General features: G+C 59.4%; 15 protein-coding genes. 10 read left to right on the top strand and 5 right to left on the bottom strand.

All coding sequences use genetic code 11. From position 1 onward, the window contains the following. Window positions 1–19: 19 nt before the first annotated feature. Window positions 20–730, bottom strand: a complete 711-nt coding sequence (gene folM / locus ACWR1S_RS21420) for a dihydromonapterin reductase (RefSeq protein ID WP_454564884.1) — start codon at window positions 728–730, stop codon at window positions 20–22. Between the two features lie 175 nt (window positions 731–905). Next, on the bottom strand, window positions 906–1,475 hold the full coding sequence (locus tag ACWR1S_RS21415; protein WP_454564883.1) for an antibiotic biosynthesis monooxygenase: 570 nt from the start codon (window positions 1,473–1,475) through the stop codon (window positions 906–908). Between the two features lie 213 nt (window positions 1,476–1,688). On the opposite strand from ACWR1S_RS21415, the gene ACWR1S_RS21410 reads away from it, so the two are divergent. Further along, window positions 1,689–2,648, top strand: a complete 960-nt coding sequence (locus ACWR1S_RS21410; protein WP_454564882.1) for a MerR family transcriptional regulator — start codon at window positions 1,689–1,691, stop codon at window positions 2,646–2,648. A 2-nt stretch (window positions 2,649–2,650) separates the two neighbouring features. Here ACWR1S_RS21410 and ACWR1S_RS21405 read toward each other — a convergent pair whose 3' ends face one another. Next, on the bottom strand, window positions 2,651–3,256 hold the full coding sequence (locus ACWR1S_RS21405; RefSeq protein ID WP_007914250.1) for a hypothetical protein: 606 nt from the start codon (window positions 3,254–3,256) through the stop codon (window positions 2,651–2,653). A 54-nt stretch (window positions 3,257–3,310) separates the two neighbouring features. After that, window positions 3,311–3,787, bottom strand: coding sequence for a PAS domain-containing protein (locus ACWR1S_RS21400; RefSeq protein ID WP_454564881.1), 477 nt, complete (start codon window positions 3,785–3,787; stop codon window positions 3,311–3,313). Between the two features lie 153 nt (window positions 3,788–3,940). Here ACWR1S_RS21400 and ACWR1S_RS21395 point away from each other — a divergent pair, with 153 nt between their 5' ends. Then, window positions 3,941–4,396 (top strand): flavodoxin, encoded by a 456-nt coding sequence (locus tag ACWR1S_RS21395; protein WP_454564880.1) that lies wholly within the window; start codon window positions 3,941–3,943, stop codon window positions 4,394–4,396. Here the strand turns inward: ACWR1S_RS21395 and ACWR1S_RS21390 are convergent. Next, complete coding sequence (locus ACWR1S_RS21390; RefSeq protein WP_454564879.1) at window positions 4,386–5,273, bottom strand: LysR family transcriptional regulator; 888 nt, start codon at window positions 5,271–5,273, stop codon at window positions 4,386–4,388. The two genes, ACWR1S_RS21395 and ACWR1S_RS21390, sit on opposite strands and share 11 nt — an antisense overlap. A 96-nt stretch (window positions 5,274–5,369) precedes the next feature. Between ACWR1S_RS21390 and ACWR1S_RS21385 the strand changes: the two genes are divergently transcribed. From ACWR1S_RS21385 to ACWR1S_RS21350, 8 genes are all read left to right on the top strand, one after another. After that, window positions 5,370–5,756: a CidA/LrgA family protein gene (locus tag ACWR1S_RS21385; protein ID WP_454564878.1), complete on the top strand. Its 387-nt coding sequence runs from the start codon at window positions 5,370–5,372 to the stop codon at window positions 5,754–5,756. Further along, window positions 5,746–6,432: an LrgB family protein gene (locus ACWR1S_RS21380; RefSeq protein ID WP_007914240.1), complete on the top strand. Its 687-nt coding sequence runs from the start codon at window positions 5,746–5,748 to the stop codon at window positions 6,430–6,432. The genes ACWR1S_RS21385 and ACWR1S_RS21380 overlap by 11 nt, the downstream gene beginning before the upstream one ends. A 131-nt stretch (window positions 6,433–6,563) precedes the next feature. Continuing rightward, complete coding sequence (locus ACWR1S_RS21375) at window positions 6,564–7,346, top strand: class II aldolase/adducin family protein (RefSeq protein WP_454564877.1); 783 nt, start codon at window positions 6,564–6,566, stop codon at window positions 7,344–7,346. Further along, complete coding sequence (locus tag ACWR1S_RS21370) at window positions 7,346–8,248, top strand: alpha/beta fold hydrolase (protein WP_454564876.1); 903 nt, start codon at window positions 7,346–7,348, stop codon at window positions 8,246–8,248. The genes ACWR1S_RS21375 and ACWR1S_RS21370 overlap by 1 nt, the downstream gene beginning before the upstream one ends. A 209-nt stretch (window positions 8,249–8,457) precedes the next feature. Then, window positions 8,458–9,369, top strand: a complete 912-nt coding sequence (locus ACWR1S_RS21365; protein ID WP_454564875.1) for an SDR family oxidoreductase — start codon at window positions 8,458–8,460, stop codon at window positions 9,367–9,369. A 530-nt stretch (window positions 9,370–9,899) separates the two neighbouring features. Continuing rightward, a complete protein-coding gene (locus tag ACWR1S_RS21360; RefSeq protein ID WP_454564874.1) occupies window positions 9,900–11,693 on the top strand; it encodes a DUF1302 domain-containing protein in 1,794 nt (597 codons plus the stop codon). 23 nt (window positions 11,694–11,716) lie between these two features. After that, complete coding sequence (locus ACWR1S_RS21355; protein WP_454564873.1) at window positions 11,717–13,084, top strand: DUF1329 domain-containing protein; 1,368 nt, start codon at window positions 11,717–11,719, stop codon at window positions 13,082–13,084. A gap of 139 nt (window positions 13,085–13,223) precedes the next feature. Beyond that, window positions 13,224–15,770, top strand: coding sequence for a LuxR C-terminal-related transcriptional regulator (locus ACWR1S_RS21350; protein ID WP_454564872.1), 2,547 nt, complete (start codon window positions 13,224–13,226; stop codon window positions 15,768–15,770). The last annotated feature ends 79 nt before the right edge of the window (window positions 15,771–15,849 follow it).

The raw sequence follows: 15,849 nt of genomic DNA, 5'->3' as shown, positions 1-15,849 counted from the left end.
GAAATCCTCGCGAGTCGGCTTATTTGACGTGCCGTCCGCCGTTGACGGTCAGGGTCGTACCGGTGACATAGGGGTTGTCGAGCAGATAGCGCAGGCTCTGATAGATCACTTCGCAGCCGGGTTCGATGCCCAGCGCGGATTTGGCCAGGGCCTTGGCGCGGTACGCCGCGTCGTCGTCGGGATTGAACAATAGCAGGGCTGGGGCGATGCCGTTGACCTTGATGGCCGGCGCATAGCGTGCGGCGAAGGACAGGGTCAGGCTGTCGAGCCCGGCCTTGGTCGCGCAATAGCCGATGTGTTTGCTGCTGCCTTTGCGGGTGACGTCGTCGCTGATGTGGACAATGTCGGCGGGCGTCGAGCGTTGCAGCAATTGGCCGCAGTGCAGGTTGATCAGATACGGCGCGAGCATGTGCAGATTGAACATGCGCGTGAAGGCTTCAGCCTCGCTGTCCGGGGTTTCGGCCAGCCATTCGGAGGCGTTGTGCACGATGGCGCGCAGGCTGTCGGTATGGGTTTTCAATTCGTTGATGAAGGCAAGAACCCCGGCCTCGCTGGAGAAGTCCGCGAACAGGCCGATGGCGCCCAGATCTCGTAGCGTCTGCACGCCGGGCCGCTCGCTGCGGTAAGTGAAGAGGACGCGATGGCCTTCTTCGAGTAACCGCAGCGCGCAATGCAGGCCGACACGCTGACCGGCACCGGTGATGAGGATCGGGGCTGAGGAATCAGGCATGAACGGCTCGCATCGCGGTGGGAGCAAAAACTATAACAGCGATATGGCTTGCCCACCTATCGTCGGCTTTCCCCATTACTGTGGGAGCGAGCCTGCTCGCGAAAGCGGTGTCTCAGTCGACATCAATGCTGAAGGTCAGTCCGTATTTGCGATCAGGCTCGCTCCCACACAGAGATCATCGATTCTGTGCAGAAGACGTCGCAGGCAACGGACGCACCGGGGTGCTGTTCAGCCAGTTCGCCAGCAGGCGCGTCGACAGCGGAATAAAGAAATAAACCATCAACGGTGTCAGGCACGCCGTGCTGATCAATACACGCGGCAACAAACTCATGTCGGCGAGCAACGGGCCGAGGACAAAGTTGAACAGCAACGACACCGGAAAGAACGCCAGCCAGATTGCCACAGCCTGCTTCCAGCGTGGTGGACGCTGACCAGCCGCGCCGAACCAGCCTTCGATACCGCTGACCCGGTGCTCCTTGGGGTGGGCGAACAGGTCGCTGCCACGATCCAGCCACGCCGTGCGCGAAGCCGAATGCTCCCACGCATGCAGCGTCTGTTCATCGACGAAACGGAAAATGATTTGAAACTCGTTATCACCGGGCGGCGGAGCGAGCACGCCAGAACCCAGATAACCGGGAAAGTCAGTGGCCAGTTGTTCGCCTTCGCGCAGCCAGGCGATCAGATCCTGATAGCGGCCGTCGGCGACGCGACGGGCAACCATCAACGTGACGGGGGAAGTAGACATTTTGTATCTCCGTATTTCGAGTGCGTCACTCCGGGTAGGAATTTCGCCTGACGCAGGGCCGGGGTAGAGGCCTGCGTTTTTCAACAAGCAAGGATTATTCCGGTTTTTCACGATTAAACCAGCGACTTTCGTCGCATTTCATCACTTGAATCTGATTGGGGCATAAGCGTTAGAATGGGATCCAATTGAACCGACATGGAAGTTGAACGCCCTATGCCTGTGATCACGGACGCAAGCCCTTCCTTGCAGGCCTCTGTTGCGCTTGAGCGCACCGATCTGTTTCCGATCCGTGAGGTGGCGCGGCTGACGGGGGTCAACCCGGTGACCTTGCGCGCCTGGGAGCGGCGTTATGGTCTGATTCAGCCAACGCGCACCGAAAGTGGGCATCGGCTCTATTCGATGACCGATATCGAGCGCGTGCGCAGCATTGTCGACTGGATTGATCGCGGTGTCGCCGTGAGCAAGGTCGGCAAGATTCTCGCCAGGACTGAACCCATGAAAGTGCTGGCGCACATCATCCCTGATGATCTGGTGCAGGCCGATTACCGGCAATGGCAGGAGCAGATTCAGCAGGCGGTCAGTGCATTCGATGATCAGCAACTGGATCGGGTGTACGGCCAGATTTTCTCTTCTTACGCACAACCTGTGGTGTTTCAGGACATTCTGATGCCTTTGTGGCTGCAACTGTTGCAGCGCCAGGAGGCTTTCGGGCAAACCAGCGAGTGGCTGTTCTTTGATGGATTTCTGCGGGCGCGGGTGTTGCAACGGATTGTCATGCTGCGTGGCACGCAGCCGCGTCGGGTGGTTGTCAGCGCGCTGGCCGGGCAATGTCGGGAGCTGGAATTGCTGGTGGCGGCGCTGTTTCTCAGCGACAGCAATTCCGGTGTCCGGGTGCTGACTACCGGTCAGCCGTTCGACGAGCTGACGCTGGTGTGCGAAAAGATCAAACCAGATGCACTCGTGCTGTTTTCCAATCACGCGCCCGGCGCCGATTTGCCTCGGCGTTTGAACCGGCTGGCATTGAGCCTCGATTGTCAGTTGATGCTGGCGGGCGATGCGTCAGATCTGGCGCAGGACAGTCTGGCCGGATCCTCTGTTGCATGCCTTGGAAATGAAGGTGGCAACATGCGTCAACGCATGCTGCAGTTTCTCGCCGGAAATCTGGATACCTGAAATCAGGTGTGCAGGGCAGGGTGGGTCAAGCGATGTTGTTGCAGGATGAATTGGCGCAGACGCTCGGTTTCGTCGGTGTCGGTCTGGCTCAGTTCGTAGGCGTAGAAACCGCTTTCGGTTTCTCGTTCGAAATTGCCGCGCAGTGAAATCCGCTCGTAACCCGATGGGCTGAACCACAGCGCAAAATGCTTGGGTGGTTTGGTCTTGTTGCGCACTTCCAGCAGCACGCCTTTGTGCGAAACCTCATGCACCCACAACATGCCCGGTTGGCCTTTGGCGTTTTCCAGCGCTACCGGTTCCTCAAGTGTCAGTCGCCATGGGCGCACCATCGGTCCATCTTCGTAGATGCTCGGAACCCCGAGGCGCAGATGCAGCGCGTGAAACTCGTCTTCGACCAAGTGCAGCGGGAAGGTCATCTGCTGGTTTTCGAAGTTGGCCTGAATCGTCACTTGCTCGTGAGCCGCCAGGCGCGTGAGCAAGTCACGAATCTGCGAACCGCCGTTAACCAGCAGACTCGACGTCGCATCCCGCACGTTCAGTTGCGGGTTGTGCTGCATGGTCTGGATGAAATCCAGCTCATCCTGAGTAAGGAGGGCGTCGCGCTGCATGGCTAACTCGAAAGATATAGTTACAAAGTCATTGGTGATTGTAGTTAATGACAATTAGTTCGCTGATTTGTTTGCGCCGTTCGTCGCTTTCAATAATGCCAGCTCAGCCTGCAGAGCAGTCACCTGCTCTTCGAGCTGTGTAACACGCTGCTGAGCCTTGACCTGAACAGTCACGTCTTTCTGCACGCCGACGAAATAAGTCTGCCCGTCATCGGCGTTTTTCACCGTTGAAAGCGACAGTTCATTCCAGAACGGCGTGCCGTCCTTGCGATAGTTGCGCAGGATTTCCCGACACGAGCCATTGTCGCCCAACACATTGCGAATCAGTTCCAGACCCTCCTGATTGCGATCACCGGCCTGCAGAAAACGGCAGTCCTGATAGAGGATTTCCTCGCTGGTGTAACCGGTCAGGCGCTCAAAAGCCGGGTTCACATAAATCAGGATATTGTCCTGCTCACCTTCCTTCTCGGCGACCACGATCCCGTCGTTCGACGCGTTGATCACCATTTGCAGCAAGCTTGCGTTGATCATCTTTGAATCCTTTCAGAGCTGTCAGTGGCTCGCATTCTAGAAGAACCACAGGCGCTGTCTACTGGCCATTACCGTCAATTGAGATCCAGTCGCAGCTTTGCGTTTGAGGCTGTTACTATCGCCGCTCTTTTTTTCAGCTGCAGGATCAGATTGATGAAAGTCGCCATCCTCTCCGGTTCGGTCTACGGCACCGCCGAAGAAGTCGCCCGTCACGCCCAGAACCTGTTGAAAGCCGCTGGCTTTGAGACCTTCTACAACTCGCGCGCCAGCCTGGCGGACATTCAGGCGTTTGGCCCTGAAGCGTTTCTCGCAGTGACTTCGACCACCGGCATGGGTGAATTGCCCGACAACCTGATGCCGCTGTATTCGGCGATTCGCGACCAGTTGCCGGCGGCGTGGCGTGGCTTGCCGGGCGCAGTGATTGCGCTGGGCGACGCCAGTTACGGTGACACTTTCTGCGGCGGCGGTGAGCAGATGCGTGAGCTGTTCGGCGAACTGGGCGTGCGCGAAGTGCAGGACATGCTGCGCATCGACGCCAGCGAAAGCGTCACTCCGGAAACCGACGCCGAGCCTTGGCTGGCGCAGTTGGTCGACACGCTCAAGGGCTGATCGCCCGCTCGCGCAGCAAGCTTAGCCATGCCTGCGCGGCTTTTGACAGATAGGCGCCGCGACGCCAGATGAAGGCGATATCCCAGCGCAGATAATCCGGCGCGCGCAAGGCCAGGCGTACAACGCCTGGCCGCACCAGACCGCGTGCGACCACGCTGGGCAACAGCACCACGCCTTGCCCGGCGGCCACCAGCGCCGCCAGAAAATCCGCCTGACCGCTGCGTCCGCCTTCCTTCGGCGTGAAGCCCAGTTGCTGGCACGCCTGCAGCAAACGGTCGTTGAGCACGAAACTGCGCTGATAGAGCAGAAAGGGCGTTGCGGCCAATTCTTCCAGCCCGATCTCACCCCGATCGGCCAGCGGATGATCCACTGGCAGCAGGGCGTCGAGCTTCTCATCGCAAAACGGCTGACAGTCGAATTGCGGATCCTTGGGCAGCAGACTGCCACCCAACTCCAGTTCTCCGCTCAGCACGGCCTGCTCGATATGGCGGCTGCCGCCCTCAAGCAATTGCACGCTGATATTCGGATAGCGTCGCCGGTATTCGGCAAACAGTCCGGCGAACAGCGCGTCACTGCCGAGCAGTGGCAGGCCGAGGCGCAGTTCACCACGCGCCAGATGACTGAGGTCGTCGAGTTCCGCGAGCAGTTCGTTGCGCAAGCGCAGCATGCCCTCGGCGCGTTGCAGCACCACGCTGCCGGCGGCGGTCAGGCGCAATTGCGAGCCGAGCCGTTCGAGCAAGGGCGTGCCGAGGCTCTGCTCCAGTTGCGCGATTTGTTTACTGACCGCTGACTGGCTGATGTGCAGGGTCTTTGCGGCTTGGGTAAAACCGCCCTGATGCATGACTTCGACAAAACTGCGCAGCTGTTTGAATTCCATAACCATGATTCCAATTTGGAATGGCTTCGAGTCTAACAATTCGCTTCGGCGATGGCAGGGCGCTTCGTAAAATAAGCCCCTGTCAGGAGCAAAATCATGCACGCCACCCGCCTCAAACACGTTTCCCGTCTCTTCGTCGAACTCGCCGTATTACTCGGTCTCTACCTGCTTGGCTGTCAACTTGCCGCATGGCTGGCGTGGCCAGTCCCCGGTGGCGTGATCGGTATGGCGCTGTTGCTGCTGGCGTTTGCTTTTGGCTGGATCAAACCGGCAGCGCTGCAATTGGGCGCGGGCTTGCTGATGGCCGAGATGTTGTTGTTCTTCATCCCGGCGCTGATGAGTTTGCTCGACTACGGCGCGCTGTTGCGCAACGACGGCTGGCGAATCCTGTTGGTCATCGCTGTCAGCACATTAATGGTGATGCTGGTGACTGCGTTCACCGTAGAACTGGCCGTGCGCATGAGACGTTCCCATGAAGCTTGAATGGATGCCGATGTTCTGGCTGGCCTTCACCCTGTTGGCGTACCTGTTCAGTCGCTGGTTGTATCGGCGCACCGGGCGTTACGTATTGTCGCCGCTGATTCTGGTGCCGGCCTTGCTGCTGGCGCTCGCCGTGCCGCTGCACACGGCGTATGCCGAATACTCCAGCAACACCCATTGGCTGATGCTGGTACTGGGCCCTGTGACCGTCGCGTTCGCCGTGCCGATCTGGCAGCAACGCCGATTGTTGATGCGGCACTGGTCGGCACTGCTGCTGGGCATGGTGGCCGGCAGTGCCGCGTCGATTGGTACTTCATTCGGATTGGCCAGGGCGTTGGCGCTGGACAGTTCGGTGACGATGTCGCTGGTGCCACGTTCGATCACCACACCGTTCGCTATGCCGTTGGCACAAAATCTCGGTGGCGTGCCGGAATTGACGGCGGTGTTCGTAATGTTCACCGGTGTGTTTGGCGCGATGCTCGGCGGCGTGCTGTTGAAGTGGTTGCCATTGCGCAGTGCTTTGGCCCGTGGCGCGTTGTTCGGGGTTGGCGCGCACGGTGCCGGCGTCAGTCGCGCCCATGAAGTGGGCGGCGAAGAGGGTTCTGTCGCCGGGCTGGTGATGGTCTTGACCGGGTTGCTCAATCTGTTTGCCGCGCCTTTGTTGGCGTCGTTGCTTTGACATGGATCCAAGGTGTTTGCATTGCTGACTCGGTCAGTCATCAAGCTGGCTGCCAATGCAACTACGCGATCCTCTGCGCCTGACTAGACTGCTGACACGTGCAGAACAATAAGAACGCAGAGGTGCATACAGTGAGCGTAGCCCCCGTCCAATCGTCCCTTAATGTCAAAGACCAGGTCAGCGCTGCGGAATGGCAGACCCGGGTCGATCTCGCCGCTTGTTATCGTCTGGTCGCCGCCCATGGCTGGGACGATCTGATCTTCACCCATATTTCCGCCAAGGTGCCGGGCACCGAAGATTTCCTGATCAACCCGTTCGGTCTGATGTTCCATGAGATCACCGCCTCGAGCCTGGTGAAAGTCGATCAGGCCGGCAACAAACTCATGGACAGTCCGTACGAAATCAACCCCGCCGGCTACACCATCCACAGCGCCGTGCACGAAGTGCGGCACGACGTAGTGTGTGTGCTGCATACGCATACCGCCTCCGGTGTCGCGGTGTCGGCGCAAAAGCAGGGCGTGTTGCCGATCAGCCAACAGTCGCTGTTCGTGCTGTCGAGTCTGGCTTATCACGCCTATGAAGGCGTGGCGCTGAACCACGAAGAAAAAGCGCGTTTGCAGGCCGATCTGGGCGAAAACAATTTCCTGATGCTGCACAACCACGGTCTGCTGACTTGTGGCGGCACCATCGCCGACACCTTTCTGATGATGTTCACCTTCCAGCGCGCCTGCGACATTCAGGTCATGGCGCAAACCGGTGGGGCTGAACTCATCGCCATCGAACCGCACATTCTGGCAGGCGCCAAAGCGATGATCGCCGGCGTCACCAAAAGTGCTCAAGGCATGGGTGGTGCGCTGGCCTGGCCGGCGTTGCTGCGCAAACTCGATAAACAAGACCCCGGATATAAACTCTAATGCCTCTTGCCGAGATTCCTCTGTGTGTCTGGCGTAAACGCAGCCAGACGTTTGTCTTTCGTGGTCAGCCAATCCGTTACTGGACGGCGGGGCAGGGTGAGCCGCTGCTGCTGATCCACGGTTTCCCGACCGCCAGTTGGGACTGGCATTACCTGTGGCAGCCACTGGCCCAGCGTTATCGGGTGATCGCCTGCGACATGCTCGGCTTTGGCGATTCGGCCAAACCGCTCAATCACACCTACAGCCTGCTAGAGCAGGCTGACCTGCAGCAAGCCTTGCTCGCGCATGTGCAGGTCGAGCAACCGGTGCATGTGCTGGCGCATGATTACGGTGACAGCGTTGCGCAAGAACTGCTCGCCCGGCACTACGAAGACAAGATCGAGGTCGCCAGTTGCGTGTTTCTCAATGGCGGGCTGTTTCCGGAAACCCATCGCCCGGTGCTGATGCAGAAACTGCTGCTCAGTCCGCTGGGCTGGATGATCGGCCGCGCGTTCACCCGCGATGCTTTGGTGAAAAGCTTCCGGCAGATCTTCGGCCCGCAGACCCGGCCGAGCGAAAGTGAACTGGACGATTTCTGGAGCCTGGTCGACAGCAATCGCGGGCCACGGATCATGCACAAGTTGATCAGCTACATTCCCGAACGCCGCGTGCAGCGTGATCGCTGGGTGATGGCGATGCAGCGCGGTGAAATTCCGTTGCGGGTGATCGATGGCGAGGTCGATCCGATTTCCGGGGCGCACATGGTCGAGCGTTACCGCGAATTGATTCCCGATGCGGACACGGTGTTGTTGCCGGGCATCGGTCACTATCCACAGACCGAAGCGCCGGTGCAGGTGCTCAAGCACTATCTGGCGTTTCGCGAGCGTTTTGTGCTGCCACCGCGCAAAGTAGCCTGCTCCTGAAAGATCAACAGATCGCAGCCAGCGGCAGCTCCTACACAAATCTAATGTAGGAGCTGCCGCAGGCTGCGATCTGTTGATCTTTTGATCTTTTGACGCCTTCATCATCCCTCAACCTTATTGCACACCATTCAGCCTCAGCCGTATTCGTTGTGACCCAAAGCCCTGTGCCTGACACTCGGACTCAATACTGGCCTGCTGGAGTTGCTGCGATGAATGAGTCTGTGCGTTTCGAAGATAAAGTCGTCATCGTCACCGGAGCCGGTGGTGGCCTCGGACGGGCTCATGCGCTGTTGTTCGCCAAACAGGGCGCCAAAGTGTTGGTCAATGATCTCGGCGGCTCGACCCAGGGCGAGGGCGCCAATGCCTCCGCCGCCGATCGCGTGGTGGCGGAAATCCGCGAGGCCGGCGGCATTGCCGAAGCCAACCACGACTCGGTCACCGATGGCGACAAACTGGTGCAGAACGCCCTTGATGCCTTCGGCCGCGTCGACGTTGTGGTCAACAACGCCGGCATTCTGCGCGACAAGACCTTTCACAAAATGGACGATGCCGACTGGGATCTGGTCTATCGCGTCCACGTCGAAGGCGCCTACAAAGTCACCCGCGCCGCATGGCCGCACCTGCGCGAGCAAAACTACGGTCGGGTAATCTTCACTGCCTCGACCTCGGGCATCTACGGCAACTTCGGCCAATCCAACTACGGCATGGCCAAACTCGGTCTCTACGGTTTGACCCGCACCCTGGCCATCGAAGGCCGCAAAAACAACATCCTCGTCAACGCCATCGCACCTACCGGCGGCACGCGCATGACCGAGGGCTTGATTCCGCCGCAAGTGTTCGAACAACTGAAACCGGAACTGGTCAGCCCGTTGGTGGTGTATTTGGCCAGCGAGCAATGCCAGGAAACCTCCGGACTGTTCGAAGTCGGTGGCGGCTGGATGGGCAAGGTGCGCTGGGAGCGCAGCCTCGGTGCCGGGTTCGATCCGCGCGAAGGCTTCTCGCCGGAAGACGTCGCGGCGCACTGGCAGCAGATTTGCGATTTTGAGGGGGCGGCGCATCCGAAGGACAATATCGAGGCGCTGAAGGAAATGATGGCGAATTTGCAGAAGTATTCGCTCTGAACCCTGCGCATCAACCGACAGGATTTAACTGAATCCTGTCGTCCCCCGCTGAAAATCCGCGCTGTGCAAAATTCTTCGCCCATAAAAAAGGCCGCTGCAAACGCAGCGGCCAAGGTAAGACGTTAGATCAAGGAGCTACAAATCAACGTCAGTGAACACCGGGGCGATAAACCGAAGTCTTCGATTTATCTGAAATCTGTCAGCAATGGCCTGAGTTGCTCGAAGGCTGATGCTGCGTGCTTTACGGCGTGTCCCGTGAAAGCGCGTTCAGAATAAGGTCTTGAGCGCGTAGGAAAAATACCGATTCCGGACATGCACTGTTGCGGGGCATGCAACAGTCCCGTGATCCGACGTGCACCATGCGCTGCACTGATGATCCGCCATCCAGCCGATCCATGAGCGGCGCAAAGCCCCGTCCTGCAAGGCCATTCATCCTTTCGAGCGACAACACGAATACCTCCTTGGTGCGCTTATCGACGCCGTTGCCCGGCAGTAGGGTGGGGCCTTCTGTCACTCACCGGGGAAGACGCATGACAAAAACAACAATGCGCGCCATCTTCACACCGCAGGCGCTGGCAGCCGCGGTGGCTCTGGGTTGCTGCGCCCAGGCGCAAGCGGTTGCGTTCAACATTGGCGAAATCGAAGGCACCTTCGACTCGTCGCTGTCGATCGGCGCGAGCTGGGGTCTGCGCGATGCCGACAAGTCGCTGGTCGGCACGGTCAATGGGGGGACCGGGCAATCCTCGACCGGTGATGACGGGCGTTTGAATTTCAAGAAGGGCGAGACCTTCTCGAAAATCTTCAAAGGTATTCACGACCTCGAACTCAAGTACGGCGACACCGGTGTCTTCGTGCGTGGCAAGTACTGGTATGACTTCGAGCTGAAGGACGAGGACCGCGAGTTCAAGCCGATCAGCGACAGCGGCCGCAAGGAAGGCGCGAAGTCTTCCGGCGCACAAATTCTTGATGCCTTCGTCTATCACAACTATTCCATCGCCGACCTGCCGGGTACCGTGCGTGCCGGTAAGCAAGTGGTGAGTTGGGGCGAAAGTACTTTTATCGGCAACTCTATCAACAGCATCAACCCGATCGACGTTTCAGCGTTTCGCCGCCCTGGTGCGGAGATCAAGGAAGGCCTGATTCCGGTCAACATGCTGTTCGGCTCGCAAGGCCTGACTGATCAACTGACCGTCGAAGGTTTCTATCAACTGGAATGGGACCAGACCGTTCTCGACAACTGCGGCACCTTCTTCGGTGTCGATGTGGCGGCGGACGGTTGCAACAACGGCTACACCGTCGGCAACCCGGCAATCGCACCGTTTGTCCCGCTGACCCAGGCTTTTGGCCAAGGTATTCAAGTCACCCGCGAAGGCGTGGTGATTCCGCGTGGTGGTGACCGCGATGCGCGGGATTCCGGGCAGTGGGGGACGGCGTTGCGCTGGCTCGGTGACGACACCGAATATGGCCTGTATTTCATGAACTACCACAGCCGCACGCCAACGGTTGGCACTACCACGGCCGGCCTGTCGACGCTGGCGGCACTGCCGGGCATGGTCGGGATCGCCAATGGTCTGGCACCCGGCAGCGGTTCCGGCCTGGCGCAGAGCGTGATGCTCGGACGCGGTGGTTACTACCTCGAATACCCGGAAGACATTCGTCTTTACGGCGCGAGCTTTTCCACCACATTACCTACTGGCACCGCTTGGACCGGCGAGATCAGCTACCGGCCCAACGCTCCGGTGCAGGTCAACACCAACGACCTGACGCTGGCGCTGCTCAACCCGATTGCCGGTGGTGCCGCTTCGCCGATCGCCACCACCCCGGGGGCGGACAACAAGGGGTATCGGCGCAAGGAAGTCACGCAAATCCAGAGCACCCTCACGCACTTCTTCGATCAGGTCTGGGGCGCTCAACGTCTGACCCTGGTTGGTGAAGCAGCGGTAGTGCGGGTCGGCGGTCTGGAGTCGCGCGACAAGCTGCGTTATGGCCGCGACTCGGTGTATGGCCAATACGGTTTCGGCGGCGACACCGACGGTTTCGTCACCTCGACCTCGTGGGGCTATCGCGCCCGGGCGATCCTCGATTACGCCAACGTGATCGGCGGGATCAACCTCAAACCCAACCTGTCGTGGTCGCACGACGTCGCCGGTTACGGCCCCAACGGCCTGTTCAACGAAGGCGCGAAAGCGATCAGCGTCGGCGTCGATGCCGACTACCGCAACACCTACACCGCGAGCCTCAGTTACACCGACTTTTTCGGTGGCGACTACAACGTCCTCGAAGACCGTGACTTCGTCGCACTGAGCTTCGGCGTGAACTTCTGATCTGCCCGAGAAGGATGACTGCAATGCGCAAAATGATTCTGCAATGTGGGGTGCTGGCCCTGAGTCTGCTGGCGGCCAACGTGATGGCGGCGGTGTCGCCGGAAGAGGCGAACAAACTCGGCACCAGCCTGACGCCATTGGGCGCCGAGAAGGCCGGCAACGCTGACGGCTCGATTCCGGCATGGACTGGCGGCATTCCGAAAAACGCCGGCGCGGTGGACAGCAAAGGCTTCCTCGCCGACCCGTTCGCCAATGAAAAACCGCTGTTCACCATCACTGCGGCCAATGTCGACAAGTACAAGGACAAGCTCTCGGACGGCCAGGTGGCGATGTTCAAACGCTACCCGGAAACTTACAAGATCCCGGTCTATCCGACTCACCGTACCGTTGCCGCACCGGCGCAAATCTACGAATCGGCCAAGCGCAGCGCGCTCAATGTCACCACGATCAATGATGGTAACGGCCTGGCCAATTTCACCGGCAATCGCTATTACGCGTTCCCGATTCCGAAGAACGGCGTCGAGGTGTTGTGGAACCACATCACCCGTTATCACGGCGGCAACGTCAAACGCATCATCACCCAGGTCACCCCGCAGACCAACGGCAGCTACACGCCGATCCGCTTCGAAGAAGAGATCGCCGTGCCGCAACTGATCAAGGATATCGATCCGGAAAAAGCCGCCAACGTACTGACCTTTTTCAAACAGTCGGTGACCGCACCGGCGCGTCTTGCCGGTAACGTGTTGCTGGTGCACGAAACCCTCGATCAGGTGAAGGAGCCGCGTCTGGCGTGGATCTACAACGCCGGCCAGCGCCGCGTGCGTCGGGCGCCGCAAGTGGCCTATGACGGCCCGGGCACCGCTGCCGATGGCCTGCGCACCTCGGACAACTTCGACATGTTCTCCGGCGCGCCGGATCGCTACGACTGGAAACTGGTCGGCAAGAAGGAAATGTACATCCCGTACAACAGCTACAAACTCGATTCGCCGAAGCTCAAGTACGACGACATCGTCAAGGCCGGGCACATCAATCAGGACCTGACGCGCTATGAGTTGCACCGGGTCTGGGAAGTGATCGGCACCGTCAAACCGAATGAGCGGCATATCTACGCCAAACGCCACATGTATATCGACGAGGACAGTTGGCAGGTTGCACTGGCTGACCACTATGACGGTCGCGGACAACTGTGGCGTGTCGCCGAAGGTCACGCTCAGTATTACTACGATCACCAGGCGCAGGCCTACACCCTCGAAGCGCTCTACGACATTATTGCCGGTCGATACATTGCCCTGGGGATGAAGAACGAAGAGAAGCACAGTTTCGAATTCGGCTTTGAAGCCAAGGCGGCCGACTACACGCCAGCGGCCTTGCGCGCCGAGGGCGTGCGGTAACGGTCTGGATACAACAGCAAGGCAAAAGGCGACCGCTCGGTCGCCTTTTTTATGGGCGCCAATCAGCGCGCTGAATACTCGTCAACAAGTACAGGGGAGAGGGCTAGGGTGACAGCACAACGATAAAAAGGCTCACCCGATGACCGCCATGACGCCCTGTCTGGATCGCCCCGGATTTTTGCCCAGACTTTCTTCCCATCATCAGCTTCGCAGTCGCTTGAGTGCACCTTTGCTGGCATCGAACGCACGGGTCAGGTTGCTGTGCGCACCCGCTGGCAGTGGCAAAACCGCACTGCTCACCGAGTGTCTTCTGCAGATGCGTGCAGACTGCGAGACGCTTTGGCTGCCGCTGGCTGGAGCAGCGCTCAGTTGCGAGGAATTTTGCCTGCGTCTGACTCGGGCACTCGGGCTGGTCGAAGGCCTTGACGTTACGCAGCTGATGGCGGAACTGGCAGGTTGGTCCAGGCCGACTTCGCTGTTTATCGACGATTACAGTCGTCTGCCGGATCCGGTTCTGGATGCTTTACTGGATCGTTTGCTGGCGGTCAGCAGCCCGGCGCTCACTTGGTGGATCAGCACTCGCCGCCGGCCGCAGTGTAACTGGCCGCGTCTGTTGCTCGATGACGAACTCTACGAATCCGAGCGCGCCAGCCTGGCGCTGACCCACGATGAGGTTGTACCGGTGTTGCGCCATTTGCCGCCAGACCAGGCAGACCGTGTCGCCGCCCGTATCATCCAGCGCACCGGCGGCTGGTGCGCGGGGGCTCGCATGGCGCTCCTGCAAAAGTGCGACTGGTCGCAAAACCTGCAGCCGCAACAGCGTATCGACACCCTGCTCGATTATCTGCAACACGAACTCTTCAGCAACCTGACCCCAGAGCAGGACGAGGTCTGGCGTGTTCTGGCCCACCTGCCACGGTTTAACGCGCCATTATGCGAGCACTTGTTCGGCCCCGGCGAAGGCGCACAGCTGTTGCATGATCTGCAAGTGCTGGGCTGCTTTATCGAGCCATGGCAGGAGTCCGCCGATTGGCTGCAGGTCTTCCGCCCGCTGTCGCGAATCATGCAGGCGTCGCGTTGGCCATGTGCGCGTTCGTGGCACCGGCGCGCCTGTCAGTGGTTCACTGCGGCGCAGGATTGGCGAGCAGCGTTCGAGCAAGCGTTGTTGGCCGAAGAATACGAAACTGCCGTGAGCCTGTTGCAGCATTTGAGCTTCCAGGACTTGTTGGAAGATCAGACGGTCGTCTTGCTGGTGCGCTTGCATGAACAGCAGAGCCGGGAACTGACCTTGATGACACCGCAACTGATCGGGTTGGTCACGGGGGCATTACTGTTCGCCGGCCGATTCGAACAGGCCGCGCAATGCATGTCCTATCTCGCCCGCTTCATGCCACAACCGACGGCGGACCTGGAGCAGCAATTGCTGGCGCGTTGGCAGGCGCAACAAGGTTGGCTCTGCCACCTGCAAGGGCAAATGGAGCCGGCGCGCGCCTGTTTTCAGGAGGCATTGTCAGCGCTGGCGGATGATGCCTGGCAGGCCCGCCTGATGTGTCTGTCGGGACTCACGCAGCAGGCGTTACTGTGCGGTGAACTCGATCAGGCCCATGCCCTCAACCGCGAGGCGCTGTGCCTGGCGCGCGCGCATGGCTCCCTGTTGTTCGAAGGGTTGCTCGAGCTTGATCATGCGCAATGGCTCGAGCAGCGAGGAGCGCCGGTGCGTGCCGAAAGTCTGCTGGTGGACATTGAGCATTTGCTGCGCCAGCGTACCCAGGTGCCCACGCCGCTGTTGGGCCGTATTGCACTGCGACGAGGACGGCTGGCGCTGTGCATGGGACAAGAACAGCAGGCTGCGGATCTGTTCCGCCAAGGCCTTGAAGATTGCTTGCGCAGTGAAGACAAGCGGGTCTTGTATGGCTACCTGGGGCAGGCTCAACTGGCCGGCAATCGAGGCGACTATGCTTGCGCTTTCGAACGCCTGCGCGAGGCCGAAAGGGTCATGCAGCAGCGGCAGATTCCCGATACCGTCTACCGCGGTGTCGTGCTTCAGGTCAGCAGCCAGTTCTGGTTGCAGCAGGGTCGACCGCAATTGGTTCAAGAGGCGCTGGGCCGGTTGTTACGGCATTACCGTGGACCCGCTGCACGCCAGGCGCCGCCCGCGACGTTCGAGCTGATTATCCGCATTGAATACCTGCTGGCCTGCGCGCAAGCGCAATTGAATCCTGATGAAAACGGTCTGCCAACCATTGAACGATTGTTGAATCAGGCCCAGGCCAGCGGCATGTTGGCGGCGGAAACGGAGTTGCTGCTGGCCTTCGCCCAGTTGGCCGAATCGAACGGTAACGCGGTGGCGGCGCAGCAAGCTTTTCAGCGAGCCGGAACGCTGGTGGAACGCTGCCAATTGCAGCAAGCCATGCGGGAGTGGGAGTTACGCCGAGGCCCAGTGTCTGAACAACCGCTTCCTGTCGGGCAATGTGACAACCGTGATCTTGCGCCTGGCCTCAGTCGGCGCGAGCGCGAAGTGCTGATGTTGATTGCTCAAGGTGCTTCGAATCAGCAAGTTGCAGAACAACTTTTTATTTCGTTGCATACAGTAAAAACGCACGCGAGACGGATTAACGGGAAATTGGGTGTGGAACGCAGAACTCAGGCTGTGGCGAAAGCAAAGTTGATGGGGATATTGATTTAATCTTGTAATTTTCTGCAAGTGAAAATGCTTGTCGTTGTGGGGTGGCATGTTTTGTAAATTGTTCGTGCTTCATGTTGGT

The sequence above is a fragment of the Pseudomonas sp. AIG genome (assembly GCF_977020205.1).
This window is presented reverse-complemented; position numbering and strand designations above follow the sequence as displayed.